This window comes from Microbacterium sp. NPDC058269 (assembly GCF_042881445.1).
Classification (GTDB): domain Bacteria; phylum Actinomycetota; class Actinomycetes; order Actinomycetales; family Microbacteriaceae; genus Microbacterium.
Window position 1 is genome coordinate 489,431 of sequence record NZ_JBHVXT010000003.1, and the last position, 25,471, is coordinate 514,901.

Consider the following 25,471-nt stretch of genomic DNA (forward strand, 5'->3'; position numbering starts at 1 on the left):
GTCCTAGTCTTCCTTTCCGGGTGAGGTGTGCTCGTCGGATGAGCGCTGCAGGAGTGCGAGGAACATGGCGTCCGTCCCGTGGCGATGCGGCCAGAGCTGAGCGCTGCCGGACCCCACACGGCCCTCGTCGGCGAGATCTATCGGGGAGAGGGCGACCTCAGCGACGGCAGCGCGCGCGTCGAGCTCGACGATGTCGGCGCGGTCGCGTAGGACCTCCTTCACGACCCCCGTGGTCTCGGCCAGGTGCGGCGAGCAGGTGACGTAGGCGACGATGCCGCCCGGGGCGAGAGCGTCGAGAGCGGCGGAGAGAAGCTCCACCTGGAGCGGGACGAGTTCGGCGACATCGGCCGGCGATTTCCGCCACCGTGCCTCGGGGCGTCGGCGGAGTGCACCGAGGCCTGTGCAGGGCGCATCGACGAGGATGCGGTCGAACTCGCCCGGTCGAGATGCGGCGAGAGCCCGCCCGTCCTGCTCGTGCACCACCACATCTCCGGGAACAGCCCTGAGAGCCTTACGCACCAGACGCGCCCGGACCGGGACGATCTCGTTCGCCTCCAGCGTGACGTCGTGCTGACGCGCGACCGCGGCGAGGAGAGCCGTCTTGCCACCGGGGCCGGCGCACAGGTCGAGCCAGCGCTCCCCTGCGGCGATGGGAGCGGCACCGGCCAGCGCGAGTGCCACGAGCTGGGAGCCCTCGTCCTGCACGCGCACGGTGCCGCCGGACTCCTCGACCGGACGACGTGGGTCGCCTCCGGGTGACGCGAAAGCGGTGGGGGCATAGGGCAGGCGGGGCTCCCCCGGCTCTGCCAATCCCGGAAGGGCGACGAGTGTGACCTCGGGCGACGCGTTGTCGGCGTGCAGAAGCGCCTCCAGCTCGTCACCGCGCCCCTCAGCGGCCAGAGCGCGGCGCAGGGCGCGAATCACCCAGACCGGGTGCGCGGATCGCAGAGCCAGACGCTCGTCGTCGGAGCGCGCCTGCTCCTCGATACGAGCGTGCCAGTCTTCGGCCGACTCGCGAGCGATCCGGCGGAGAACCGCATTCGCGAAGCTCGATGCCCCCCGGCCGGACTCCGTGGCTACGAGGTTCACGGATTCGTTGACGGCCGCGTGTGAAGCGACACGAGTGGCGAGCAGCTGATGCACCGCGAGGCGCAGCGCATCGAGGACGGCCGGGTCGATGCTGTCCGGCGAACGATCCGCCGCGGCAGCGATGATCGCGTCATACGTGCCGAGCCGTCGCAACGTGCCGTAGGTCAGCTCGGTCGCGAGGGCAGCGTCCTGCGGCGTGAGGCGCGCCTCGGCGATCGCCGACGGAAGGACGAGGTTCGCATAGGCGTCGGTCTCGGACACGGCGCGCAGCACGTCGTAGGCCACCCGTCTCGCGGGCTGCACGGTGCGGACGGGGCCGCGCTGACCGGCGCGACGTCCCTCCGGCGATCCCTGCGCACCACGCGGTCGGCCGTTCGACGGCGTGGATCGGCGGTTGCGTCCCTGGTCGCTCATGATCCGGCCACCAGTTCGTCGCCCCCGCGCAGACCACGCCACCAGTCAACCGCGTTCATCGCTCCCTTTCCCGCGGGCTGCACCCGCGAAACAGCGAGCGCCCCGGTGCCCGTGCCGATGTGGAGAGCGGTCTTGGTGCCACGGAGATGACCGGGAGCAAGCGCCTCCGCATCCGGGTCAGGCACAGCTTCGAGCACCTTGAGCATCTGACCGCCGACGGTCGTGTGGGCTCCCGGCTCGGGTGTCACGCCGCGGAACCGGGCGAACACGGCCTCGAGCGGCTGACTCCAGTCCAGCAGTCCGTCGGCGAGTGTGAGCTTGGCGGCGAAAGTCGGCTCGCCCTCCTGGGGAACCGCCAGCGCCGTGCCGTCCGCGATCGCGGAGACGACGTCTGCGGTGAGTTCCGCTCCATCGAGCGCGAGGGCATCGAGCGCCTCGCCTGCGGTCGCGGTCTCCGGTACATCGACCTCGCGGGTCGCGAAGACGTCACCGGCGTCCAATTCCGCGACGAGCTGGAAGACACTGGCACCGAGTATCTCGTCCCCCGCGATCAGCGCGCGCTGAACGGGAGCCGCGCCGCGCCACGCGGGTAGCAGGGAGAAGTGCAGGTTGATCCAGCCCGCCGTCGGCGAGGAGAGCAATGGCTCGCGCACCAGTCCGCCGTACGCCACGATCACACCGAGGTCCACATCCAGGGCTGAGATCTCGGCGGTCGCGGCATCGTCGAGCCGGGCCGTCTTGATGACGGGGAGCCCGAGGTCGGCGGCTGCCTGAGCCACGGGTGACGGCGTCAGGATCCGACGACGCCCGAGGGGTGCGTCGGGGCGCGTGACGACCGCGGCGATCTCATGGGACGCCGCGAGTCGACGAAGGGTGGGCACGGCAGCGGCAGGTGTGCCGGCGAAGACGAGGCGCATGAAGGTTCTCCGGAAGGGTCAGAGCTCTGGTTCGAGGATATCGAGGCGGACGGAGAGCGTGCTCTTGGTCGCACGCCCCTTTCTGCGACGACCGCTCACCGCTTCGGCGACGACCGCAGCGCGCAGCGCGGTCGCCACGCGAGCTCCGGCGCTGTAGTCGAACCGCACGAGCGCCCGCACCCGCGGCGGAACGTCGTCGGAGTCGACGGGGACCGGGCCGAGCACCGCATCCGAGGGCAGGGCGAGGTCATGCAGGGCGGCGAGGGCGCCGGCGACGGCCGTGACCGACCCCTGCACGAGGGCCACCCGCGTGGTCGGCGGCATGTGCAGCGGAGCCCTGCTCTCGAGTTCCGAGCGGGCGTGAGCCGCCTGACTCCACGTCGCGAGAGCCTTCGCGGCCGCGCCGTTGACACCGACCAGGTGGATGGGCGCACCGGGCGCCGCGAGAGCCGATGCGTTCGACCACCAGCGCAGGCAGGACTCCGCGACCCGCAGATCGGGAGCCTGCAGCATCCGGGGTCCGTCGAGCAGGACGACGGCTCGATACCCGCCCTCGGCGATCGGCTCGGCACCACGGGTCGCGACGACCAGTGCCGGCTTGGCCGGGACCCGTTCCACCGGGTGCGCGCTGTCCGCGACGATCACGCGTATGCCCGGGAACGCCCGGCCCAGCTCGTCGGCGGTGCGTTCGCTCCCGGACGAGGCCAGGCGCAGCTTCGTCGATGCGCACGCGGGGCACGACCAGGCACTGGCGGCTCGACCGCACCACGCGCACACCGGCACAGCACCTCGATGCTTCGCGCCGAGCGGACCGCCGCAGTGGGCGCATCGTGCCGGAGCTCGGCACTGCGCGCACACCAGCGACGGGGAGAAACCGGGTCGCGACACCTGTACGAGGACCGGGCCCTCCGCTGCAGCCGTGCGCGCGGCGAGGAAAGCGGACGACGGCATCCGCTGCGCCGTCGGCTGCTCCATCTCCTGCGGCGTGCTGAGCACGACACGCGGGAGCACCCGGCGTCTCGCTCTGACGTCCTGCAACCAGCCGAGGACGACCAGGCGCTCCACATCGGTCGTCCGAGTATGGCCGGCGAAGAGCAGCGCGGAGCCCTCGAGCTCCTGACGAAGCAGAGCCGCGTCGCGTGCGTTGACGTAGGGGGCGAGAGGTTCGCCCAGCAACGGGTCGCCGTCATCCCAGATCGCGACCAGGCCGGCCACGACCGGAGAGTAGACGGCCGAACGGTTTCCCACCACGATGCACGGCGCATCCTCGAGCGTGCGGAGGAAGCCGCGATAACGGTCGGGATTGGTCTGCCGGGAGTCGTGACGGACCACCGCAGCGGCGGGAACGAGGGCCTCGAGCGCGGCAAGGAGTCGATCGAGATCGCGACTGTCGGGGACGACGATGATCGAGGACTTCCCTGCGGCGAGCATCCGCGCCGCCGAAGCCGCCAGCAACCGGGCCCAGCCCTGCACGCCGTCGCCGAGCTGGGGAACCGCCTCTACCGCCGCACGACCACCCGAGTCGAGCACGGCGTCGAGGCCGTCGTAGAGGTCGACCGTGCTCTCAGCCACGGCGAGGGCATCCGCTTCAGGCACCTCGGCGGGCGTGTCGGCAGTCCATGCCTTCTCCACGCGCACCTGCCGCTTCGGGATCACCAGCCGCAGCACGTCGGAAGCCGAACCCGCGGCTCGGTCGGCGACACGACGGGCGAGGGTGTGCAGACGCTCAGGAAGCACGGGCACCGTCGACACCACGCTCTCGACCTCCGAGAGCGCGCGATCGGCGTCGTCTTCCGTGTCGATGTCGACGACGTAGCCGTCGATCACGCGGCCGGCGGTGCGCAGCGGCACCCGCACGCGGACCCCCAGCGGAACGTCGCCCAGTTCCTCCGGGAGGGCGTAGTCGAAGAGTCGATCGAGCTGCGGCAGGGGCGAATCGAGGAGCACGCGCGCGATGCGCCGGCTCGCCGGAGCCATCAGGACCGCGGTCCCATCAGAGCCCGGCAGCGCGGCGCAGCTCGTCGGCGCGGTCGGTGCGCTCCCAGGTGAAGTCGGGGAGCTCGCGGCCGAAATGCCCGTACGCGGCCGTCTGGGCGTAGATCGGACGCAGCAGGTCGAGGTCCTCGATGATCGCCTGCGGTCGCAGATCGAACACCTCGTTGATCGCGCGCGTGATGACGTCGTCCGACACTTTGCCCGTACCGAAGGATTCGACGTACAGACCGACCGGCCGCGCGACGCCGATCGCATAAGCGACCTGAACTTCGAGACGATCTGCGAGGCCCGCTGCCACCGCGTTCTTCGCCACCCACCGGGTCGCGTAGGCACCGGAACGATCGACCTTGGAGGGGTCTTTGCCGCTGAAGGCACCGCCGCCGTGGCGTGCTGCCCCCCCATAGGTGTCGATGATGATCTTGCGTCCGGTGAGACCGGCATCACCCTTGGGGCCACCGGTCACGAAGGGACCAGCGGGATTGATGTAGAAGGTGACGTCATCGAGGTCGAGGCCTGTCGTCTCGAGCACCGGGTCGATCACGTGCTCGCGGACCTGCGCCTGGAGCTCTTCCTGAGAGATGTCCGGGTGGTGCTGAGTGGAGACCACGACCGCATCGACCGTCTTCGGCGTGAAGCCGTCGTAGCCGAGCGTGACCTGGGTCTTGCCGTCGGGGCGCAGGAACGGCAGTGCACCACTGCGACGCACCTCGGTGAGACGCTCAGCGAGACGGTGTGCCGTCCAGGCGGCCATCGGCATGAGCTGAGGGGTCTCGTTCGTCGCGAAGCCGAACATGATTCCCTGGTCGCCGGCGCCGAGGCTGTCGAGCGGGTCGACGGAGGACCCGTCCCGGTGCTCCTGTGCGCTGTCGACGCCGTGGGCGATGTCTGTCGACTGCTCCCCCACCGAGACGCTGACGCCGCAGGATGAGCCATCGAAACCGGTGTCGCTGGAGGTGTACCCGATGCCGTTCACGACGTGGCGGACGATCGTGGGGATGTCGACGTAGGCATCGGTGCGGATCTCACCCGCCACATGCACGAGGCCGGTCGTGACGAGCGTCTCGACCGCCACCCGAGAGCCCTTGTCCTTCGCGATGAGGCCGTCGAGGATGCTGTCGGAGATCTGGTCGCAGATCTTGTCCGGGTGCCCCTCGGTGACGGACTCGGATGTGAACAGACGCAGGGCGCTCATCGATACTCCAGAACGGGACGGACGGAAGGAGGGTGTGGCACCCATTCTGGACCGCGCCTCCGACAGACGGGAGGCGCGGTCTCGAATATCACTCTGCGTGACGCAGGCGGAGCTTGTCCTCGTTGATCTCGTGCAGGGCGATGGTGAGCGGCTTGTCCTCGACCGACGAGTCCACGAGCGGGCCGACGTTGTCGAAGAGGTTTCCCTCATGCAGGTCGGAGTAGTAGTCGTTGATCTGACGCGCACGCTTGGCGGCGTAGATGACGAGCTCGTACTTCGAGTCGACGCGGTCGAGCAGGTTGTCGATGGGGGGATCGATGATGCCGTTGTTGTGTCCGGCCATGGTGAGACCTCCTGATCAGGCGACGGGATCGTCGCGAAGACGGTGCGAAAGGCGCGCGAAGACGCTCAGCGCGCAGAGCTTGTAGACAATTCTACGACCTCGCGAGCCGCAGTGGCGACGTCCTCGTTCACGACGAGGTGATCGAACTCGTTCTGTGCGGCGAGTTCGACCTTCGCGGTACGCAGTCGTCTGGCCCTCTCCTCGGCGTCTTCCGTGCCTCGTCCGACCAGCCGATGCACCAGTTCGTCCCAGCTCGGCGGCAGCAGGAAGATCAGCGTGGCGGAGGGCTCGGCCCTGCGCACCTGCCGTGCGCCCTGCAGATCGATCTCCAGCAGGACGGTCTTGCCGTCGGCCAATGCGGCATCGATCGGAGCGCGCGGAGTGCCGTAGCGGGAGCGGTTGTGCACCACGGCGTATTCGAGCAGCTCGTCGTCGGCGATCAGGCGATCGAACTCGGCGTCGTCCACGAAGTAGTAGTGCACGCCGTCGATCTCACCGGGGCGCGGAGGCCGGGTCGTCGCGGAGACCGAGAGGTGGATCTCCGGGTTGTTCTCGCGGATGTGTGCGGCGACCGTCCCTTTGCCGACGGCGGTGGGGCCGGCGAGTACCAGCAGGCGGCTGCGTGCACCGCGGGGGGTCGGCTCCGGGAATCGGGAATCGAGCCAGGCCTCGAGCACGCGGCGCTGGCGGGCACCGAGACCCCCGAGACGCTTCACCGGGGAGATATGCAGCTCCTCCAGGACGCGGTCGCGCTTTCCCGCGCCGATCGCCGGAAGGGCCAGCAGGAAGTCGGTGATGCGCATCGAGCCCTCGACCGAGTCGGCATCCGCCGTCGCCCGGTGGAGCACGGCTTGCGGCGTCACCACGCGCATCGTGAGGTCTCGCTTGACCGATGCTCTGGCCCGACGGCGTTCCACCGCGCGCCGTGCCGCTGCGGCCCTGTCGACCTCGGGAACCGTGCGCTGCGCGTCAGACACCGGCCACCTCGAGGTACTCGGCGGCACGTGCGGAGATGGCCTCGGCCAGATCCACGGGGCCGGCGGAGAGGATGCTGCGGCTCTCGCTGGCGATCACCGCCTCCGACATCTCGCCGAAGCGCGGGCGGAGATCGGTCGGCGTCGCGCCCTGGGCGCCGAAGCCGGGAGCGAGGATGGGGGCCGCGGGCGAGAAGGCCCCGATGCCCGCCTGCGTCCAGTCGACGGTCGCGCCGATGACGAAGCCGAAGCTCCCCCACTCCCCCGCGGGGGCCAGCTCGGCGTTGCGCGCCGAGACCTCGGCGATGACCGAAGCCGACACCGTCTTCCCTGTCGTACCCGTGGAGCGTTGCAGGCCCTCGGCCTCGGGATTGCTGGTCGCAGCGAGCACGAACACACCCTTGCCATACGTCTCAGCGACGGCGAAGGTGCCGTCGAGGGCACCCACTCCGAGGAAGGGACTCACGGTGAGAGCATCCGCCTCCAGGGGCGAACCGGGAGTGAGCCAGGCACGCGCGTAGTCGTCCATCGTCGACCCGATGTCGCCCCGCTTGGCATCGGCGATCACGAGCAGCCCCGCAGCGCGTGCCGCCCCCAGAACGTCTTCCAGCGCGCCGATGCCCCGCGATCCGAAGCGCTCGAAGAACGAGACCTGCAGCTTCACGACGGCGACCTTCCCGGTAGCCGCCTCGACCGTGCGCAGGCCGAACTCACGGACGCCCTGGGCGTCATCGGTCAACCCCCACGCCGCGAGCAGCGCGGCGTGGGGGTCGATACCGACGCAGAGGGGCCCTCGCGCGTGGAGGGCGGAGCGGACTCGTTCCCCGAAGCTTTCGCTCACAGTGCCGCCTTCCGGTCCAGTGCGTACTCCTGGAGGCTCTTGACCTGGAAGCCCTCATGCGCGGCGTCCATCCCGCTCACGGCGGCGCCGAGGACAGCCATCGTGGTGAACAGCGCCTTGTCCGCTGCTACCGCGGCGGCGCGGATCTCGTAGCCGTCGGCGCGGGCGGCTCCGCCGGACGGGGTGTTCACGACGATGTCGATCGCGCCCTCGTTGATGAGGTCGACGATGTTCTTCGCCCCGGACTCCTGCGTCTCGCTGTACTTCTCGACGACCGTCACGGCGATGCCGTTGCGCGAGAGGATCTCGGCCGTGCCCTCGGTCGCGACGATCGTGAAACCGAGCTGCTGCAGGCGGTGCGCGGGGAGGATGACGGCGCGCTTGTCCGAATCGGCGACCGAGATGAACACGGTTCCCGACGTGGGCATGCCGCCGTAGGCCGCAGCCTGGCTCTTCGCGAATGCGGTCGGGAAGTCGCGATCGATGCCCATGACCTCACCGGTGGAGCGCATCTCCGGTCCGAGCACGGAGTCGACCGTCTTGCCGTCGGCCGTGCGGAACCGCTTGAACGGCAGCACGGCTTCCTTCACCGAGACCGGGGCGTCGAGCGGAACGCGCGATCCGTCCTGCTCGGGAAGCATGCCCTCGGCGCGCAGCTCGGCGACCGTCGACCCCGTCATGATGCGGCTTGCGGCCTTGGCCATCGGGATTCCGAGCGCCTTCGACACGAACGGCACGGTGCGGCTGGCACGCGGGTTCGCCTCGATGACGTAGAGCACACCGGCGCTGATGGCGAACTGCACGTTCAGCAGTCCGCGCACGCCCACGCCCTTCGCGATCGCCAGTGTCGCCTCGCGCACGCGGTCGACGTCGGTGCGGCCGAGCGAGACCGGCGGCAGCGTGCAGCTGGAGTCGCCGGAGTGGATGCCGGCCTCCTCGAGGTGCTCCATGACACCGCCGATGTACAGGTCGGTGCCGTCGTAGAGCGCGTCCACGTCGAGCTCGATCGCGTCGTCGAGGAAACGGTCGACCAGCAGCGGCTTGCCCTCCTCGATGACGACCTCGCCCGCGGTGCGCACGAAGTAATCACGCAGCGACGCGGTGTCGTACACGATCTCCATGCCGCGTCCACCGAGAACGAAGCTCGGGCGCACCAGTACCGGGTAGCCGATCTCCTCGGCGATGCGCACGGCGCCTTCGACGTCGATCGCGGTGCCGTTGCGCGGCGCGACCAGCTCCGCCTCGTCGAGGAGACGGGAGAACAGCTCGCGCTCCTCGGCCAGGTCGATCGCCTCAGGGCTGGTGCCGAGCACCGTGTAGCCGGCGGCCTCGATGCCCTTCGCGAGCCCGAGCGGCGTCTGTCCGCCGAGCTGGCACACGACGCCGAGGATGGTGCCGCTCGCGGCTTCGGCGTCGAGCACCTCGAGCACGTCTTCGAGCGTCAGCGGCTCGAAGTACAGGCGATCGGAGGTGTCGTAGTCGGTCGAGACCGTCTCCGGGTTGCAGTTGACCATGACTGTCTCGAAGCCGGCGTCCGACAGCGCGAACGAGGCGTGCACGCACGAGTAGTCGAACTCGACGCCCTGACCGATGCGGTTCGGGCCGGATCCGATGATCACGACCTTGGTGCGCTCGGACGGTGCGACCTCGGTCTCGAAGTCGTAGCTCGAGTAGTGGTACGGCGTGAGAGCAGGGAACTCGCCGGCGCAGGTGTCGACCGTCTTGTAGACCGGACGGATGCCGAGGCCGTGACGCACACCCCGGACCTCTGCCTCGGAGATGCCGCGGAGCTCTGCGAGCTGCGCGTCGGAGAAGCCGTGCTCCTTGGCGTAGCGCAGCGTCGCGGCATCCAGCTCCGGAGCCGTGCGCACGATCTCGGCGACCTCGTTGATCAGGACCATCTGGTCGAGGAACCACGGGTCGATCGCCGTCGCGTCGAACGCCTGCTCGACGGTCGCGCCCTTGCGCAGCGCCTGCTGCAGCGTGACGATTCGACCGTCGGTCGGGATCTTCGAGATCTCGAGCAGCTCCTCCACGGAGCGGTCTTCGGCGCCCCAGTGGAAGCTCGATCCGCGCTTCTCGAGCGAGCGGAGGGCCTTCTGCAGCGCGGTCGCGTAGTTGCGGCCGATCGCCATGGCCTCGCCCACGGACTTCATGGTCGTGGTCAGCGTGGCGTCGGCTGCCGGGAACTTCTCGAACGCGAAGCGCGGCACCTTGACGACCACGTAGTCGAGCGTCGGCTCGAAGCTCGCCGGCGTCACGCCCGTGATGTCGTTCGGGATCTCGTCGAGACGGTAGCCCAGGGCCAGCTTGGCCGCGAGCTTCGCGATCGGGAAGCCGGTGGCCTTCGATGCCAGCGCGCTGGACCGCGAGACGCGTGGGTTCATCTCGATGACGATGATGCGGCCGTTCGACGGGTCGACGGCGAACTGGATGTTGCACCCGCCCGTGTCGACGCCGACGGCGCGGATGATGTCAATGCCGATGTCGCGCATCTTCTGGTACTCGCGGTCGGTGAGGGTGAGCGCCGGGGCGACCGTGATCGAGTCACCCGTGTGCACGCCGACCGGGTCGACGTTCTCGATCGAGCAGACGACGACCGTGTTATCGGCCGTGTCGCGCATCAGCTCGAGCTCGTACTCCTTCCAGCCGAGGATCGACTCCTCCAGGAGCACCTCGGTGGTGGGCGAGTCGCGCAGGCCGGCGCCGGCGATGCGACGCAGGTCTTCCTCGTCGTACGCGAAGCCGGAGCCCAGCCCGCCCATCGTGAAGCTCGGACGGACCACCATCGGGTAGCCGAGCTCGTCGGCGGCCGCGAGCACCTCGTCCATCGTGTGGGCGATGCGGGAGTCCGCCACGTCCGCACCGGCATCGAGGACCAGCTGCTTGAAGATCTGACGATCCTCGCCCTTGTTGATCGCCTCGAAGCTGGCGCCGATGAGCTCGACGTCGTACTTCTCGAGGATGCCGTGGTTGTGCAGCTCGATCGCGGCGTTCAGCGCGGTCTGACCACCGAGAGTCGGCAGGATCGCGTCCGGACGCTCCTTCGCGATGATCGTCTCGATGACCTGCCAGGTGATCGGCTCGATGTAGGTCGCATCGGCGAAGTCGGGGTCGGTCATGATGGTGGCCGGGTTGGAGTTGACCAGGATGACCCGGACGCCCTCCTCGCGGAGTACGCGGCACGCCTGGGTGCCGGAGTAATCGAACTCGCAGGCCTGACCGATGACGATCGGGCCGGAGCCGATGACGAGGACGGAGTTGATGTCGTCGCGCTTGGGCATTACTTGGAGTCCTTCTGGCTTGCGATGACCAGGTCGCGGAACCTGTCGAAGAGGTAGTTGGCGTCGTGCGGGCCCGCTGCCGCCTCGGGGTGGTACTGCACCGAGAAGGCGGGGATGTCGAGGGCGCGGAGTCCCTCGACGACGTTGTCGTTGAGGCCGACGTGGCTGACCTCGACCTTGCCGTAGCCGTTCGGGCTGTCGAAGGTGCCCTCGATCGGAGCCTCGACCGCGAAGCCGTGGTTGTGAGCGGTGATCTCGACCTTGCCGGTCTGCTTGTCCAGCACCGGCTGGTTGATGCCGCGGTGACCGAACGGCAGCTTGTAGGTACCGAGGCCCAACGCACGGCCGAGCAGCTGGTTGCCGAAGCAGATCCCGAAGAACGGAAGCCCGTCGTCGAGCACCGAGCGCAGCAGCTCGACGTGGTCACCGGAGGCCGCGGGGTCGCCGGGACCGTTCGAGTAGAAGACGGCGACGGGGTCGATCGCACGGATCTCGTCGATCGTCACGTTCTGCGGAAGCACGTGCACCTCGAAGCCGCGGGCGGCGAGGTTGTCGATCGTCGCCTGCTTGACGCCGAGGTCGAGCACGGCCAGGTTGCCGATGCGCTCCCCCATCGCCGTGGTCACGGTCGCGACGTCGACCGAGACCTCGGCCGACAGGTTGCGCCCGGCCATCTCGGGCGCCTCGCGGACGATGCGCACCTGCTCTTCGGGGTCGAGCGCCGCGTCGGCACCGGAGAAGATGCCGCCGCGCATGGAGCCGGCGGAACGGATGTGGCGGGTGATCGAGCGGGTGTCGATGCCGCTGATGCCCACGACGCCGTCCGCGACGAGCACGTCGTCGAGCGAGGCGTTCGCGCGCCAGTTCGAGACCACGCGCGAGGGGTCGCGCACGATGTAACCGGCGACCCAGATGCGACGCGATTCGGCGTCCTCGTCGTTCATGCCCGTGTTGCCGATGTGCGGAGCCGTCTGCAGGACGATCTGACCCGCATACGAGGGATCCGTGATCGTCTCCTGATATCCGGACATGCCGGTCGCGAAGACGACTTCGCCGAGAGTGCGTCCACGTGCGCCGTACGCGCGGCCGGTGTGGCGGGTGCCGTCTTCCAGGACGAGGACGGCGGGGTCGGGGAGCTGGGCCGCGGGGGCCTGCCCGGAGAGTGTCGAGAATGTCATGACGTTGCTCCTGTGTCGGGGGCGGCGGGGACGAGCCGCTGCAGGTCGGAGATGAGGTTCTGGGGATCGCCGGTGGCGAGGCGCAGGTAGCTGTCGACGATCGTGTCGTCGTCGATGTTCCAGGCGATGCGCACAAGGCCGCCGGGCTCCACGACGCGGTCGATCGTGACCGTGGCGCGGTCGACGGCGACCAGGCGGTCCTTCGCGAGGAAGACCGTCGGGGTGCCGTCGAGGCAGAGCGCGATACCGCGATCCGTGAGCGCGATCTCACCGCGTGCCCGATATGCGAGAGGCGACACCGCCAGGCGCTCGAGCGGCTGCTCATGCCGTGTCGTCGACACGTACAGCACCTCGTCGCGGCGGGCGACCTCCGCATGCTCGGGGACACCCAGCGGGGCCGAGAACACGGAATCGCGGCGGATTCGTCGTCGCCAGGAGAGCAGCATCACGAGCAGCACGAGGAGCGCGACGGCGATCGTGATCGCGACGGCGAGGTCACGAGCGCTCATGCGTGAAGCTCCTCGACGACGCTGCCGCCATCGACTGTGAGGACGCCGCCGTGGAGCGTGTATTCCACCCGTCCGGGAAGAGCGCGGCCGAGGTACGGCGAGTTCACACTGCGACCGTGGAGGTCGGCCTCGGTGAACACGCCGTCGACCGACGCGTCGTAGAGGGTGATCTGCGCCGGCTGTCCGACCTCGAGCGGCGTGCCGTGGCCTGTGAGGCGTCCGATCCGGGCCGGGGCCGCGCTCATCACGCGCGCGATGTCCGACCACTCGAGCAGTCCGGTCTGGACCATCGACTGGTGCACGACCCGCAGGGCGCTCTCGAGACCCACCATGCCGTTCGCCGCCGCCTGCCACTCGCACGCCTTGTGCTCGCTCGGGTGCGGAGCGTGGTCCGTGGCGACGATGTCGATCGTGCCGTCGGCGAGGCCTTCGCGCACAGCCAGCACGTCCTCTTCCCGCCGCAGGGGCGGGTTGACCTTGAAGCGTGCGTCGTATCCGCGCACGAGCTCGTCGGTCAGCAGCAGGTGGTGCGGGGTGACCTCGGCCGTGACGTTGATGCCGCGCTTCTTGGCCCAGCGGATGATGTCCACCGAGCCTGCGGTCGAGAGGTGGCAGACGTGCAACCGCGAACCGACGTGCTCGGCCAGCAGCACATCCCGGGCGATGATCGACTCCTCGGCGACAGCGGGCCAGCCGGCGAGGCCCAGCTCCGCAGACACCGTGCCCTCGTTCATCTGCGCGCCCTCGGTGAGGCGGGGATCCTGCGCGTGCTGGGCGATGACGCCGTCGAACGACTTCACGTACTCCAGTGCGCGGCGCATGATGAGCGGGTCGAACACGCAGAAGCCGTCGTCGCTGAAGACGCGCACCTGCGCGCGGGAGGTGGCCATCGCGCCCAGCTCCGCGAGGCGCTCGCCCCTCTGGCCCACGGTGACGGCGCCGATGGGTTGCACCGTGGCGTATCCGGCTGCTTCACCGAGAGCGAGCTCCTGCTCGACGACACCCGCGGTGTCGGCGACCGGCGAGGTGTTGGGCATCGCGAAGACGGCGGTGAAACCACCGGCGGCCGCAGCCCTCGTCCCCGTGAGGATCGTCTCGGAGGCTTCGTAACCGGGCTCCCGCAGATGTGTGTGGAGGTCGACCAGGCCCGGCAGCGCGACGAGCCCCGCCGCGTCGATGACGCGCGCACCCGAGCGCTTCAGCCCGTTGCCGATCTCGGCGATCCGTCCGTCTTCGATGATGATGTCGGCGCTCTCCGCACCGAGCAGCTGTGCACCGGTGATGACGAGGGTCTCGTTCACAGGTCTCCCCCTCGTTCGTCGTCTCGTTCTCCTGCCAGCAGCAGGTACAGCACCGCCATGCGGACGGATACTCCGTTCGTGACCTGTTCCAGCACCGTCGAGCGGGGGGAATCGGCTGCTTCCGAGGAGATCTCCAGTCCCCGGTTCATGGGTCCGGGGTGCATGACAATGCTACCGCCCGGAAGCGCGGCAACACGCCGTGCGTCCAGACCCCAGCGGCGGGAATACTCCCGCTCAGTGGGGAAATACGCCGCGTTCATCCGTTCCAGCTGAATGCGCAGCATCATGACGGCATCCGGCTCTTCCGCCAGCGCCTCATCGAGGTCGTAGACGACACGGACCGGCCAGAGGGACACGTTCTGCGGAACCAGGGTCGGCGGCGCGACCAGCGTGACCTCGGCGCCGAGCGTGGTGAGCAGCCAGACGTTGGAGCGCGCGACCCGCGAGTGCAGCACGTCGCCGACGATCACGACGCGCAGACCGCTGAGGTCACGACCGCGGCTGTCGGCGCCGAAGCGGCGCTTGCGGATCGTGAAGGCGTCGAGCAGCGCCTGCGTCGGGTGCTCGTGGGTGCCGTCGCCGGCGTTGACCACACCGGCCGAGATCCAGCCGCTGGTGGCGAGGGTCTGCGGGGCGCCGGAGCCGGGATGGCGGACGACGACAGCGTCTGCGCCGATGGCCTCCAGCGTCTGCGCGGTGTCCTTCAGGCTCTCGCCCTTCGAGACGCTCGAGCCCTTCGCCGCGAAGTTGATGACGTCGGCGGAGAGGCGCTTGGCGGCGGCCTCGAACGAGATGCGGGTACGGGTCGAGTCTTCGAAGAAGAGGTTCACGACGGTCTTGCCGCGCAGCGTCGGGAGCTTCTTGACCTCGCGCGACTGCGTGTCGGACATGTCCTCGGCGACGTCGAGGATGCGAAGGGCGGTCGCCCTGTCGAGGGTGCGGGTGTCGAGGAGGTGTCTCATTCGCCGATCGTCACCTCCTCGGCGCCATCGTTCTCGAGGAGACGAACGTTGACGCGCTCGGTGCGGGCCGAGGGGATGTTCTTGCCGATGTAGTCGGGGCGGATCGGAAGCTCGCGGTGCCCGCGGTCGACCAGGATCGCCAGTCGCACGACGGCGGGGCGTCCGATCGACTGGATCGCGTCCAACGCGGCGCGGATGCTGCGACCGGAGAAGAGGACATCGTCCACGAGCACCACGGTCTTGCCGTCGATGCCTCCGACGGGGATCTCGGTGGGCTGCGGAGAGCGTGTCGGGTGCTTGGCGAGATCGTCGCGGAAGAGCGTGACATCGAGCGCTCCAGCCGGGACGGGCTGCTGCGCGATCTCGCTGATCAGCAGTCCGAGGCGGTGGGCGAGCGTGACGCCGCGGGTCGGAATGCCCAGCAGGACGAGATTCTCGGCTCCACGATTGGATTCGAGGATCTCGTGCGCGATTCGAGTCAGCGCTCGTGAGATGTCGGCTTCGTGCAGCACGGTGCGTATGCTCATCGGCCGCTCCCTTCTCCGCCTCACAGGACGGTGTTAAAGGTTGCTTGTGACGTCAGTCTATCCGAGCGTGGATGCTCCCGCGGCTCAGCTGGCCTCCTGCAGCACAGGGTCGGTGACGTCGTCGATCTTCGAGGAGCGGATCGGGTGTCCCGCAGTGGAGAGGCAGCGACCGGTCTTCAGGTCCCACTTCCAGTCGTGCATGCTGCACGTGAGGATGCCGTCTTCGTCGACCGTTCCGGTGCGGGTGAGGTCGGCGCGGAGGTGCGGGCAACGGCGCTGCACGACCCAGTCGCCGATCTCGGCGTCCTCGGTCTGGTCGGTCTGCTCCTGGTACCAGTTCTCGACGTACTCGATCCGATCGACCGAGAGGCACTTGAGGAACGTGGTGAGGAACTCGTTGAACTTGCCGCTGCGGCCCACCGAGAACTGCATCGAGAGGAAGATCGAGTTGGACCAGTCGATCTCGTGATCGACGATGTTCGTCGAGACCAGATCGGCAGGGATCGTGTACCAGTACACGCACTCTTCGCCCGCGTACTCGCGGACCTTCGCCCGGGGGAAATCGACGACCATGTCGAGCTCGCCGATGCGGAAGCGCACGCATCCACCGACGCCGAGCCGGATCGTGCGGGACTTCTTCAGCAGGGGCTCCCACCAGGTCTTGATCGCCTCGAGCATCTCCGCGGGCGGGATGACGGCGGCACGAGACGCCTCCTCGTCGCGGATCTCCTGCTGCCGGCTCGCCCGCTGCTCCTCGAGGTACTCCCACTTCTCATCGAAGATGTGCGCGATCTCGGTCTCGGTGTAAAGGGTCTGCTCGGTCGTGACCGCTCCCCCCTCGACCGTGACGACGGTGCCGGGGATGAAGAGCTGCCCGTCGTACTGGGGCGCGAGCTCCTTCATGTGGGCGAGGAACTGCTTCTGATCCGTGAAGATCGACTCGCCGTTCTTGCCGAGCCCGTTGAAGTCGAACAGATCGTCGCGCAGGAACATGGGCGGCCCCGCCATCGGGAAGACGTGCGGGGCGTCGACCTTCTCGATGTAGTACATCGCGCGCTTATTCTGCGCCTCGCGCTTGAGCCGTGCGAAGTTCTGCTTGGCGTCCAGCGGCAGGTCGTAGACCATGGGCCACCAGATCGCGCCGGAGACCTGCGTGAAGTAGGCGTCGGGCTTGCCGAAGTCGAGCAGCTTCTCGAGATCGAGCGGGTGCGAGTCGTTCTGGTTGAGCACCGAGCCGGTGCCGTCGTCGACGCTCAGCGAGGAGTCCCCGATCGGGCCGTCGCTGGGAGCGCGGAGCGGCGTGATCATCATCTTGAGTTCACCGCGCTGGATCACCTGGCCTGCCGGCGCGTAGGTGATGTTCGTGTACCCGAGGGCGCGGATGTCCTTCTCGAGGTCATCGGTCGGATACTCCGGGAGCAGCACCTCGATGTCCTTGCGGATGTACCGCTCGAGCAGCCTCGGGTCGAAGTGATCGCGGTGGCGGTGCGAGATCCAGAGGAAGTCGGCCTCACGTCCGAAGCGCTCCCAATCCAGGCCCCGGTTGTCGGGGAACGGGAACCAGGATCCGTAGAACGAGGGTCCGAGGACCGGGTCGCAGATGATGTTCCCGCCCAAGGTCTCGATGAACATCCCGGCGTGGCCGAGTCCCGTGATCCGCATTGCATTCCTCCCGAAAGTGAACCGTTCGATTGTACCGAGGGCTCCCTGTGCGCCCGGTCGACCCGGCCGTGAGTATTCCGGTCAGCCCTCGAACAGGCCGCGGATGTCGTCGGCCGAGAGCGACTGCGCGAACAGCGCCTCGTCGTCGAGCACGGCGGTGAACAACCGGGCTTTGCGGCGCTGCAGGTGGAGCACCTTCTCCTCGATCGTGCCGGTGGAGATCATCCGGTAGACGAACACCTGACTCTCCTGGCCGATGCGGTGCGTGCGGTCCACCGCCTGCGCCTCCGCCGCCGGGTTCCACCACGGATCGAGCAGGAACACGTAATCAGCCTCGGTCAGGGTGAGGCCGAATCCGCCGGCTTTCAGGCTGATCAGGAAGACCGGCTGCTCCCCCGAGGTGAAGCTGTCGATGACCTTCTGGCGGTGGCGGGTCGATCCGTCCAGGTGCGCGTACGGAATGCCGGCAGCATCGAGGCGGGCCGCCGCCAGGTCGAGGAACGACGTGAACTGACTGAACACGAGCGCCCGGTGGCCCTCGGCCTGCAGCTCGACCACACGCTCGAGCAGCACGTCGAGCTTGCGCGAGCCGATCTTCGCGTCTTCAGGGTCGATGAGCCCCGGAGCGAGGCTGAGCATCCGCATCAGAGTGAGCGAGCGAAACACGATGAAGCGATTGCGATCGAGGTCTTCCAGCAGGCCGAGGACCTTCTGACGTTCGCGCTGCAGGACGACCTCGTACAGCGCGCGGTGGGCGGAGCTGAGCTCGACGTCGAGGATCTGCTCCTGCTTCGGCGGCAGGTCCGGGGCCACGAGCTCCTTGGTGCGTCGCAGCAGCAGCGGCCGGATGCGCCGACGCAGCTGCTCGAGCCGGCGCTGGCGATAGGCGCCACCCTCCTCGTTCTCCGGGACCTTCCCCTGCTCGATGGGCTGGATGTACTGCTCGCGGAACTTGCGCGCGGAGGCGAAGAGACCGGGCGCGGTGAGCTTCAAGAGCGCCCACAGTTCGCTGAGGCTGTTCTCCATCGGGGTGCCGGTGACCGCGAAGGTCACGTCCGCGCGGAACGAGGCGACGGCGCGGTGCAGCTTGGTCGCCGGGTTCTTCACGAACTGCGCCTCGTCGAGGATGAGTCCCGCCCAGTCGACGCGGGCGTACTCGGCCTGATCGAGACGGGCGACGGCATAGGTCGTGATGACGAGATGGACGTCACGGATGCTCTCGTCGAGTGATGGGCCCTGCGTGCTCCCCCGGAGCAGCACCCGGAGGGCGGGCGCGAAGCGCTCAGCCTCGCTGCGCCAGGTCGACAGGACCGACGTCGGCACCACGGCGAGGAACGGACGCCGCTCCCCCGTCTCTCGAGCATGCGCGATCAGGGCCAGGAGCTGGAGCGTCTTGCCGAGCCCCATGTCGTCGGCGAGGATGCCACCCAGGCGATGGCTCCACAGGAAGGCGAGCCAGTCGAGGCCTTCCTTCTGGTACGGCCGCAGCCCGGCAGTGATCCCCGACGGCACCGCCACGGCGGGCACCGAGGTGGCGGTGCGGAGACCGTCGGCGGTCGCGCGCCACGTGACGGCGGGAACCGCTTCATCGGCGAGGTCCTCGAATTCCTCCCAGAGATCGGTCTGGTAGCGGCTGATGCGCGGGCCGGTCTCCCATTCGTCGAGCTCCCCGGACTCGTCGATCAACTCCCGCAGCCGATCGAGGGCTCGATGGTTCAGGGAGAAGTAACTGCCGTCGACGAGCAGCAGCTTCTTCCGCCCCTTGCTGAGCGCCGTGAAGAGCGGCTCGAACGGGATGGTGCGTCCGTCGATCTTGACCAGGACCCCCAGGTCGAACCAATCGGGGTCGCTGCTCTCGACGGTGGAGACCGTGATCTCGGGCTCACCTGTGAGTTCGTGATAGCTCTTGCGACGACCCGACACCGTGACCGTGACGCCCTCGGTCTCGAGCGCGGGCACCGTGCGGGTGACGAACTCGGCCGCAGCGACGTCGTGGAACGAGCCCGTCGGGGCGAGTGTCGTGCCCAGGTGCTCTGCCCAGACCGCCTGCAACGGGTCTCGGAGTGCGTCCTCGGCGGCGACGTCGCGCACGGCATCCCCACTGGGCGGGAACGGCACGCGGCCGAACCCGCGATAGTCCCATTCGAACGTGTACTTGACCGTGTCGCCACGGTGGAACGAGAGTTCCAGAACCGGCCGAGGAGCGGGCAGCGCGGGCAGCTCGACGCGGCCGACCGGGCGCACCTCGATACGCCGGGCAAGCAGTGGATAAGCGTCACGGAAGAAGACGGACTCGTCGCTCGCCGGCACCTCGAGCCCCGTCCGGGCGCCGAGCAGAGCGTGGACCGGCTCGCTGATCGGCACCTCTGCGAGCGTCACGCGCAGCGCAGTCCCCCGCTGCGCGATCTCGTACACGCCGCTGTGACCGATCGCCTGTACGGTGACGGGGTCTGCGTCGCGGCCGTCGATCACGATCTGGGGTCGTACGATGAGTCCGCCTCCGTCGTCGCGCTCGACCGTCGCACCGATGGACGCACGATCCGCGAGCACGACGGTCGTGCTCTTCTGCATGGCGACGAGCGGGATGCCGACGTCCGCGGCGGCGCGCAGGTGCCCCCAGAAGAGTCCCGACTCGATCAGATCGGCGACGAGCCAGTCACCGGCCGTGCCGGACAGCAGCGTGTCGCGGGCGATGCTGAGCAGATCGGCGAACCATCGCGAGCGATCGCGTCCGTATTGTGTCGGTGAACGCCGCACCGCGTCCCACGTCGCTGCCCCCTGCACCCAGGAACCCGTGGCCGTGCTCTTCTCGACAGGGCGGATGCCGAGCAGGATCTCGCCCGTGCGCTTCGCGACATCACGGGCTGTCGCCGTGCGCTGGGGGCGGGACGCCCACGGATTCGCCCCACGACCATCGCGCACCCGGAGCTCGACTCCGAGCGCGAGCGGGGTGTCAGCATCCGCCGGCGCCGAGCCGAGGATGCTCCGCCAATCCGCGGATGACGAGCCCTCCGAGCGGGACGGGTCGTGTGAGAGGGACATGCGGCCATCCTCTCCGACACCGCCGACAACGCCACCGCCGACGGTGCCTCCTACCGGACGGGTCAGGCGGCCCGGACGGGTCAGGCGGCGCGGGCCACCCGTGCGAGCACACCGTGCACGAACGCGCCGGAGTCGTCGGTCGAGAACTCCTTCGCGAGCTCGACGGCCTCATCGATCGCGACAGCCGTCGGCACCTCGTCGTTGTAGATGATCTCCCACACCGCGATGCGGAGCAGAGCGCGATCCACTGCGGGCATCCGCTCCAGCTTCCAGTCCCTGCTGTGAGTGGTGATGTGTTCGTCGATCTCGTCGCGCGCGTCGATGATGCCGTCCACGATCTCGCGGGCGTAGAGCCACGAGGCCTCGCGTGCGGGCTCGCTCGCGGCGCGCTTCGCCTCAGCAGCCAGCGTCACCGCGAGGTCGTCACCGCGCACATCGGCGGAGAACAGGATGTCGAGAGCGCGCTTGCGCGCCTTCGTCCGGGCGCTCACGCCTTACTTCTCGCGGCCGAGGTAGTCACCCGTGCGGGTGTCGACCTTGACCTTGGTGCCGGCCTCGACGAACAGCGGCACCTGGATCTCGTAGCCGGTCTCGAGCGTGGCGGGCTTGGTGCCGGCCGAAGAGCGGTCGCCCTGCAGACCCGGCTCGGTGTAGGTGATCTCGAGGATCACGGACGCCGGGAGGTCGATGTACAGGGGGTTGCCGTTGTTCAGGGCGATCGTGACCGCCTGGTTCTCGAGCAGGAAGTTCTTCGCGTCGCCGACCGTGGCTGCGCCGACCGTGATCTGGTCGAAATCGGTCTGGTCCATGAAGACGTATCCGTCGCCATCGGTGTACAGGTACGTGTAGTCGCGGCGATCGACGTTCTCGATCTCGATCTTCGCACCGGCGTTGTACGTGCGGTCGACGACCTTGCCGGACACGACGTTCTTCAGCTTGGTGCGCACGAAGGCACCACCCTTGCCGGGCTTGACGTGCTGGAACTCGATGACGCTCCAGAGCTGCCCGTCGATGCTGAGGACGACGCCGTTCTTGATGTCTGCGGTAGATGCCATGCGCTGCGAGTTCCGTTCGTGAGTCTGCGGGGTCGGACGAGGCCGACAGTCGATTCTAAGGGATGAGTGCTGCGAGCTGTCGCACGGCGTCCGCGTAGCCGTCGACACCGCGCCCGACGACACGCACGGCGGCGACATCGTCGAGGTACGAGTGGTGCCGGAACTCCTCACGCGCGTACACGTCGGAGATGTGCACCTCGGCGAACGGCAGGGACACTCCGGTGAGCGCATCGCGGAGCACCACGGAGGTGTGTGTGAGGCCCCCGGGATTGATCACGATGGCTGCGCAGTCCTCACGGGCGTCGTGGATCGCATCGATGAGCACCCCCTCGTGGTTGCTCTGCACAGCGCGCACCTCGATCCCGAACTCGGCCGCAGCATCGCCGACGATGCGCTCCACGTCGGAGAGCGTCGCCGTGCCGTAGACCTCCGGCTCCCGCGAACCGAGCAGGTTCAGGTTCGGCCCGTTGACGAGGAGGATGCGTCGGCTCACGCGCCGACCTCCTGATAGGCGGCGAACATCAGCGACTCGTCGGGAGCCTGCAGCACCGTCGGCTTCGCGATGTCGTCGAGCAGGATGAAGCGCAGCATCCCGCCACGGCTCTTCTTGTCGCGCTGCATCGTGGCGAGCAGCTGCGGCCAGGCCCCGGCGCGGTACGAGGTGGGAAGACCCAGCGATTCCAGGATGGTGCGGTGGCGCTCGGCCGCGGTGTCGGACAGCCGTCCCGCGAGACGGGAGAGCTCGGCCGCATACAGCATGCCGACCGAGATCGCGGCGCCGTGACGCCATCGGTACCGCTCCGCGTGCTCGATCGCGTGCCCGAGCGTGTGACCGTAGTTCAGGATCTCGCGAAGACCCGCCTCGCGGAAGTCGTCGGACACGACCTTGGCCTTCATGTCGATGGCGAACTCGATGGAACGACGGAACTCGTCTGTCGTCGGGTCCACGACACGAGCGGGATCGGCCTCGACGAGGTCGAGGATCTCGGGGGCCCAGATGAACCCGGCCTTCACGACCTCGGCGAAACCGGCCGTGGCCTCATTCGGGCTCAGGCTAGCCAGCTCGTCGAGGTCTCCGACGACACTGGTCGGTGCCCAGAAGGCGCCCACGAGGTTCTTGCCCTCCGCCGTGTTGACCCCGGTCTTGCCGCCGACCGCGGCATCGACGAGTCCGAGCACAGTGGTCGGCACCTGGACGAGCTGCACGCCGCGCAGCCAGGTGGCCGCGACGAAGCCTGCGAGATCGGTGACCGAGCCGCCGCCGTACCCGATGACGGCGTCGCTGCGGGTGAAGTCGGCCTGACCCATGACCTGCCAGCAGAAGGCCGCGACCTCGATGCGCTTGCCCTGCTCCGCATCCGGGATCTCGGCGAGGAGCACTTCGCGCGGGCCCTCCGCGGTGTCGGCGAGGAGGCGATCGCGCAGTTCGGCTGCGCGCGCGGCGAGCGTCGGCGGGTGCACGACCAGAACCTTGCGCACCCCGGGCGCAAGGGCGGCGGAGACCCGGTCGAGGATCCCTCGTCCGATCGTGATGTCGTAGGCGTCGTTCCCGGTGACGTTGATGGTCGTCGTGCTCATCGCTGCTCTCTCCTCCATGCCACGATTTCGTCCGCGATCTTCTGCATCGGACGACGTGAGGTGTCGAAGGTCGCCGAGGACACCTCGGCGTACCACCCCCGACGCTCCTCGAAGATCTTCTTCCACCGCTCCAGCGGGTCCTCGCCCGCCAGCAGCGGACGACTGCTTCCCCGCAATCTGTCGGCGACCGCCTCGGGGCTCACGGTCAGGAACACGACCGGGTGCTCCGTCAACAGCTCGCGCGTCGCCGCCTCGGTCACCGCACCGCCACCGAGCGAGATCACGCCGCCCTCGGAGAGGGCCTCGGCCACGGCTTCTCGTTCGAGGGCACGGAAGTGCTCCTCACCGTGCTCCTCGAAAATGCCGGGAATGGGTCCGTGAGCGGCGACGATGCGCTTGTCGGTGTCGATGAAGGCGACTCCGAGACGACGAGCGACGCGTCTGCCGACGCTGGTCTTCCCGGCGGCCATGGGACCGACCAGCACCAGCGTCAGCGGATCAGCCGCGCTCGTCATGCGCGATGAGCGCCGCCTCGGACGCGGGTGTCGTGCGCAGCTCGGCGGGGATGCCATCCAGGTACCCGTCGAGGTTGCGACGCGTCTCGCGGATGCTGTCGCCGCCGAACTTCTCGAGCACGGCGTTGGCGAGCTCGACCGCGACCATCGCCTCGGCTACCACACCCGCCGCCGGCACCGCGCACACATCGGAACGCTGGTGGTGGGCGGTGGCGTCGTCTCCCGTCGCGATGTCGATCGTGCGCAGCGCATGCGGCACGGTGGCGATCGGCTTCATCCCGGCGCGCACACGCAGCACGGTGCCGGTCGACATACCGCCCTCGGTGCCACCGGCACGGTCGGAGCCCCGCGTGATGCCGTCGGCGGTGGCGAAGAGCTCGTCGTGGGCTGCAGAGCCGCGACGACGTGTGGTCTCGAAGCCGTCGCCGACCTCGACGCCCTTGATCGCCTGGATGCTCATGAGCGCCTGGGCCAGACGCGCATCGAGGCGCCGATCCCAGTGCACGTGGGAGCCGAGCCCCGGAGGCAATCCGTATGCGAGCACCTCGACGATGCCGCCGAGCGTGTCGCCGTCCTTCTTCGCGTCATCGACCTCGGCGACCATCAGCGCGGAGGTCGCGGCATCGAAGCACCGCAGCGGATCGGCGTCGAGCGCGTCGACGTCATCCGGGGTGGGCAGCGGCGCGCCCTCGGGCACGCGCACCGGGCCGATCGACAGCGTGTGGCTGACGAGGCGGATGCCCAGTTCGCCGAGGAAGGACCGGGCGATCGCTCCGAGCGCGACACGAGCAGCCGTCTCACGGGCACTCGCGCGTTCGAGGATCGGCCGCGCCTCGTCGAAGTCGTACTTCTGCATGCCCACCAGGTCGGCGTGCCCCGGTCGCGGACGCGTGAGGGGAGCGCTGCGCCCGCGGGACTTGTCCGTGAGCTCGACGGGTTCGGGGTTCATGACCTCGATCCACTTCGGCCACTCGGTGTTGCCGATGCGCAGGGCGATCGGGCTGCCGAGGCTCTTTCCGTGGCGCACACCGCCGGAGATCGTCAGCTCGTCCTGCTCGAACTTCATCCGCGAGCCGCGGCCATAGCCCAGCTTGCGACGAGCGAGATCGGCCTGAATGGCCTCGGAAGACACAGGGACGCCGGAGGGCAGACCCTCCATGACGGCGATGAGTTCTGGGCCGTGCGATTCGCCGGCCGTGAGCACGCGGAGCATTGCTCCAGTCTCCCACGGGTTCGGCCCCCCGCCGCGCCGCGTTTCGTCGTGTGCGCCGTCCGCCTCAGAGGGAAGCGCGCATCGCGGCGATCACCGCGTCCTCACCGGGCAGCTCGATCGCCGGATCGCCGTGCCGGAAGATGCGGATCTGGCGGACCGCCTGGTGCAGCAGCATGCCGAGTCCTGAGATCGCGCGGTCGCCCTCCCAGGTCGCCGCGAGAGCGGACGGCCACGGCGCGTACGCGGCATCGAAGAGCACACCTCCCTGCGCGGCCAGTGCGGTGGCGATATCGGCGGGAAGCGCGGTGCCGCTGGGCAGGGTGGCCACCGTCAGGCCGACGGCGGGTGCCGACGCGTCGAAGGAGTCGACCTCCACGACGACGCCGAGCTGCTCGCCGAGAGCCACCAGTGGGACCGCGGACTCGGGACGCCGCGCTCGCACATCAGCTCGCGCCGCACCGATCTCGGACGCGGCGACGAGAGCGGACGCGGCGGTGGCCCCGGCTCCGAGGATCCGCACCTGCTCGACCTCGGTCACGTGCGCCTCCGCGAGGGCGTCGACGATCCCACCGACATCGGTGTTGAACCCGGCGGGACACTCCCCCAGCAGGAGGGTGTTGACAGCCCCGGTGAGCTCCGCGTGACGATCCCGCGTCGCTGCCGCACGGAACGCCTCCTCCTTCAACGGCATCGTCAGCGAGAGGCCGCGCCACGTGCCGTCGAGCTGAACGAGGGCCGGAGCGAAGTCCGCAGCCGACACCTGACGCCGCCCGTACTCCCAATCCAGGTCGAGCACGCGGTATGCGGCGGCGTGCAGGGCCGGGGACTTGGAATGCGCGATCGGGTCGCCCCAGACCGCCAATCGAGAACGTGTCACCGT

22 protein-coding genes are annotated in these 25,471 nt (G+C 68.8%); all 22 read right to left on the reverse strand.

Going from position 1 to position 25,471, the window contains the following annotated elements:
- Positions 1-3 precede the first annotated feature (3 nt).
- Positions 4-1,503, reverse strand: a complete 1,500-nt coding sequence (locus tag ACFVWL_RS15955) for an RsmB/NOP family class I SAM-dependent RNA methyltransferase (RefSeq protein WP_387184765.1) — start codon at positions 1,501-1,503, stop codon at positions 4-6.
- Positions 1,500-2,420, reverse strand: coding sequence for a methionyl-tRNA formyltransferase (fmt, locus tag ACFVWL_RS15960; protein WP_387184767.1), 921 nt, complete (start codon positions 2,418-2,420; stop codon positions 1,500-1,502). Before fmt ends, ACFVWL_RS15955 begins: the two co-directional genes overlap by 4 nt.
- 18 nt (positions 2,421-2,438) lie before the next feature.
- A complete protein-coding gene (locus ACFVWL_RS15965; RefSeq protein ID WP_387184769.1) occupies positions 2,439-4,397 on the reverse strand; it encodes a primosomal protein N' in 1,959 nt (652 codons plus the stop codon).
- Between the two features lie 16 nt (positions 4,398-4,413).
- On the reverse strand, positions 4,414-5,607 hold the full coding sequence (gene metK / locus ACFVWL_RS15970; protein WP_387184771.1) for a methionine adenosyltransferase: 1,194 nt from the start codon (positions 5,605-5,607) through the stop codon (positions 4,414-4,416).
- 88 nt (positions 5,608-5,695) lie between these two features.
- Positions 5,696-5,950: a DNA-directed RNA polymerase subunit omega gene (gene rpoZ, locus ACFVWL_RS15975; protein ID WP_017204385.1), complete on the reverse strand. Its 255-nt coding sequence runs from the start codon at positions 5,948-5,950 to the stop codon at positions 5,696-5,698.
- A 65-nt stretch (positions 5,951-6,015) separates the two neighbouring features.
- Complete coding sequence (gmk, locus tag ACFVWL_RS15980) at positions 6,016-6,927, reverse strand: guanylate kinase (protein WP_387184774.1); 912 nt, start codon at positions 6,925-6,927, stop codon at positions 6,016-6,018.
- Complete coding sequence (pyrF, locus tag ACFVWL_RS15985) at positions 6,920-7,765, reverse strand: orotidine-5'-phosphate decarboxylase (protein WP_387184777.1); 846 nt, start codon at positions 7,763-7,765, stop codon at positions 6,920-6,922. The genes gmk and pyrF overlap by 8 nt, the downstream gene beginning before the upstream one ends.
- Positions 7,762-11,049 carry a carbamoyl-phosphate synthase large subunit gene (gene carB / locus ACFVWL_RS15990; RefSeq protein ID WP_387184779.1) on the reverse strand — a complete coding sequence of 1,096 codons (3,288 nt, stop codon included), beginning with the start codon at positions 11,047-11,049 and terminating at the stop codon, positions 7,762-7,764. Before carB ends, pyrF begins: the two co-directional genes overlap by 4 nt.
- Positions 11,049-12,227 carry a glutamine-hydrolyzing carbamoyl-phosphate synthase small subunit gene (gene carA, locus ACFVWL_RS15995; RefSeq protein WP_387184782.1) on the reverse strand — a complete coding sequence of 393 codons (1,179 nt, stop codon included), beginning with the start codon at positions 12,225-12,227 and terminating at the stop codon, positions 11,049-11,051. The genes carB and carA overlap by 1 nt, the downstream gene beginning before the upstream one ends.
- Positions 12,224-12,736, reverse strand: coding sequence for a hypothetical protein (locus ACFVWL_RS16000; protein ID WP_387184785.1), 513 nt, complete (start codon positions 12,734-12,736; stop codon positions 12,224-12,226). Before ACFVWL_RS16000 ends, carA begins: the two co-directional genes overlap by 4 nt.
- A complete protein-coding gene (locus ACFVWL_RS16005) occupies positions 12,733-14,037 on the reverse strand; it encodes a dihydroorotase (protein WP_387184787.1) in 1,305 nt (434 codons plus the stop codon). The genes ACFVWL_RS16000 and ACFVWL_RS16005 overlap by 4 nt, the downstream gene beginning before the upstream one ends.
- Complete coding sequence (locus ACFVWL_RS16010; protein WP_387184790.1) at positions 14,034-14,999, reverse strand: aspartate carbamoyltransferase catalytic subunit; 966 nt, start codon at positions 14,997-14,999, stop codon at positions 14,034-14,036. The genes ACFVWL_RS16005 and ACFVWL_RS16010 overlap by 4 nt, the downstream gene beginning before the upstream one ends.
- Positions 14,996-15,526: a bifunctional pyr operon transcriptional regulator/uracil phosphoribosyltransferase PyrR gene (gene pyrR, locus ACFVWL_RS16015; protein ID WP_387184793.1), complete on the reverse strand. Its 531-nt coding sequence runs from the start codon at positions 15,524-15,526 to the stop codon at positions 14,996-14,998. Before pyrR ends, ACFVWL_RS16010 begins: the two co-directional genes overlap by 4 nt.
- Before the next feature lie 84 nt (positions 15,527-15,610).
- A complete protein-coding gene (locus tag ACFVWL_RS16020) occupies positions 15,611-17,188 on the reverse strand; it encodes a Rieske 2Fe-2S domain-containing protein (RefSeq protein WP_387184796.1) in 1,578 nt (525 codons plus the stop codon).
- Between the two features lie 81 nt (positions 17,189-17,269).
- Positions 17,270-20,230, reverse strand: coding sequence for a DEAD/DEAH box helicase (locus ACFVWL_RS16025; RefSeq protein WP_387184799.1), 2,961 nt, complete (start codon positions 20,228-20,230; stop codon positions 17,270-17,272).
- Between the two features lie 80 nt (positions 20,231-20,310).
- Positions 20,311-20,721, reverse strand: coding sequence for a transcription antitermination factor NusB (nusB, locus tag ACFVWL_RS16030; RefSeq protein WP_387184802.1), 411 nt, complete (start codon positions 20,719-20,721; stop codon positions 20,311-20,313).
- Between the two features lie 3 nt (positions 20,722-20,724).
- On the reverse strand, positions 20,725-21,285 hold the full coding sequence (gene efp, locus ACFVWL_RS16035; protein ID WP_387184805.1) for an elongation factor P: 561 nt from the start codon (positions 21,283-21,285) through the stop codon (positions 20,725-20,727).
- A gap of 55 nt (positions 21,286-21,340) precedes the next feature.
- A complete protein-coding gene (gene aroQ / locus ACFVWL_RS16040; RefSeq protein ID WP_387184808.1) occupies positions 21,341-21,778 on the reverse strand; it encodes a type II 3-dehydroquinate dehydratase in 438 nt (145 codons plus the stop codon).
- Positions 21,775-22,863: a 3-dehydroquinate synthase gene (gene aroB, locus ACFVWL_RS16045; RefSeq protein WP_387184809.1), complete on the reverse strand. Its 1,089-nt coding sequence runs from the start codon at positions 22,861-22,863 to the stop codon at positions 21,775-21,777. Before aroB ends, aroQ begins: the two co-directional genes overlap by 4 nt.
- Positions 22,860-23,378 (reverse strand): shikimate kinase, encoded by a 519-nt coding sequence (locus ACFVWL_RS16050; RefSeq protein ID WP_387184810.1) that lies wholly within the window; start codon positions 23,376-23,378, stop codon positions 22,860-22,862. Before ACFVWL_RS16050 ends, aroB begins: the two co-directional genes overlap by 4 nt.
- Complete coding sequence (gene aroC / locus ACFVWL_RS16055; protein WP_387184813.1) at positions 23,362-24,591, reverse strand: chorismate synthase; 1,230 nt, start codon at positions 24,589-24,591, stop codon at positions 23,362-23,364. The genes ACFVWL_RS16050 and aroC overlap by 17 nt, the downstream gene beginning before the upstream one ends.
- A 64-nt stretch (positions 24,592-24,655) precedes the next feature.
- Positions 24,656-25,468, reverse strand: a complete 813-nt coding sequence (locus tag ACFVWL_RS16060; RefSeq protein WP_387184816.1) for a shikimate dehydrogenase — start codon at positions 25,466-25,468, stop codon at positions 24,656-24,658.
- Positions 25,469-25,471: the final 3 nt, after the last annotated feature.

Excerpts from the sequence above, each read along its gene's own strand:
- ACFVWL_RS15955 (WP_387184765.1), bottom strand. The coding sequence starts at position 1,503 with ATGAGCGACCAGGGACGCAACCGCCGATCCACGCCGTCGAACGGCCGA.
- fmt (WP_387184767.1), bottom strand. The coding sequence starts at position 2,420 with ATGCGCCTCGTCTTCGCCGGCACACCTGCCGCTGCCGTGCCCACCCTT.
- ACFVWL_RS15965 (WP_387184769.1), bottom strand. The coding sequence starts at position 4,397 with ATGGCTCCGGCGAGCCGGCGCATCGCGCGCGTGCTCCTCGATTCGCCC.
- metK (WP_387184771.1), bottom strand. The coding sequence starts at position 5,607 with ATGAGCGCCCTGCGTCTGTTCACATCCGAGTCCGTCACCGAGGGGCAC.
- rpoZ (WP_017204385.1), bottom strand. The coding sequence starts at position 5,950 with ATGGCCGGACACAACAACGGCATCATCGATCCCCCCATCGACAACCTG.
- carB (WP_387184779.1), bottom strand. The coding sequence starts at position 11,049 with ATGCCCAAGCGCGACGACATCAACTCCGTCCTCGTCATCGGCTCCGGC.
- carA (WP_387184782.1), bottom strand. The coding sequence starts at position 12,227 with ATGACATTCTCGACACTCTCCGGGCAGGCCCCCGCGGCCCAGCTCCCC.
- ACFVWL_RS16000 (WP_387184785.1), bottom strand. The coding sequence starts at position 12,736 with ATGAGCGCTCGTGACCTCGCCGTCGCGATCACGATCGCCGTCGCGCTC.
- ACFVWL_RS16010 (WP_387184790.1), bottom strand. The coding sequence starts at position 14,999 with ATGAGACACCTCCTCGACACCCGCACCCTCGACAGGGCGACCGCCCTT.
- pyrR (WP_387184793.1), bottom strand. The coding sequence starts at position 15,526 with ATGAGCATACGCACCGTGCTGCACGAAGCCGACATCTCACGAGCGCTG.
- ACFVWL_RS16020 (WP_387184796.1), bottom strand. The coding sequence starts at position 17,188 with ATGCGGATCACGGGACTCGGCCACGCCGGGATGTTCATCGAGACCTTG.
- ACFVWL_RS16025 (WP_387184799.1), bottom strand. The coding sequence starts at position 20,230 with ATGTCCCTCTCACACGACCCGTCCCGCTCGGAGGGCTCGTCATCCGCG.
- efp (WP_387184805.1), bottom strand. The coding sequence starts at position 21,285 with ATGGCATCTACCGCAGACATCAAGAACGGCGTCGTCCTCAGCATCGAC.
- aroB (WP_387184809.1), bottom strand. The coding sequence starts at position 22,863 with ATGAGCACGACGACCATCAACGTCACCGGGAACGACGCCTACGACATC.
- ACFVWL_RS16050 (WP_387184810.1), bottom strand. The coding sequence starts at position 23,378 with ATGACGAGCGCGGCTGATCCGCTGACGCTGGTGCTGGTCGGTCCCATG.
- aroC (WP_387184813.1), bottom strand. The coding sequence starts at position 24,591 with ATGCTCCGCGTGCTCACGGCCGGCGAATCGCACGGCCCAGAACTCATC.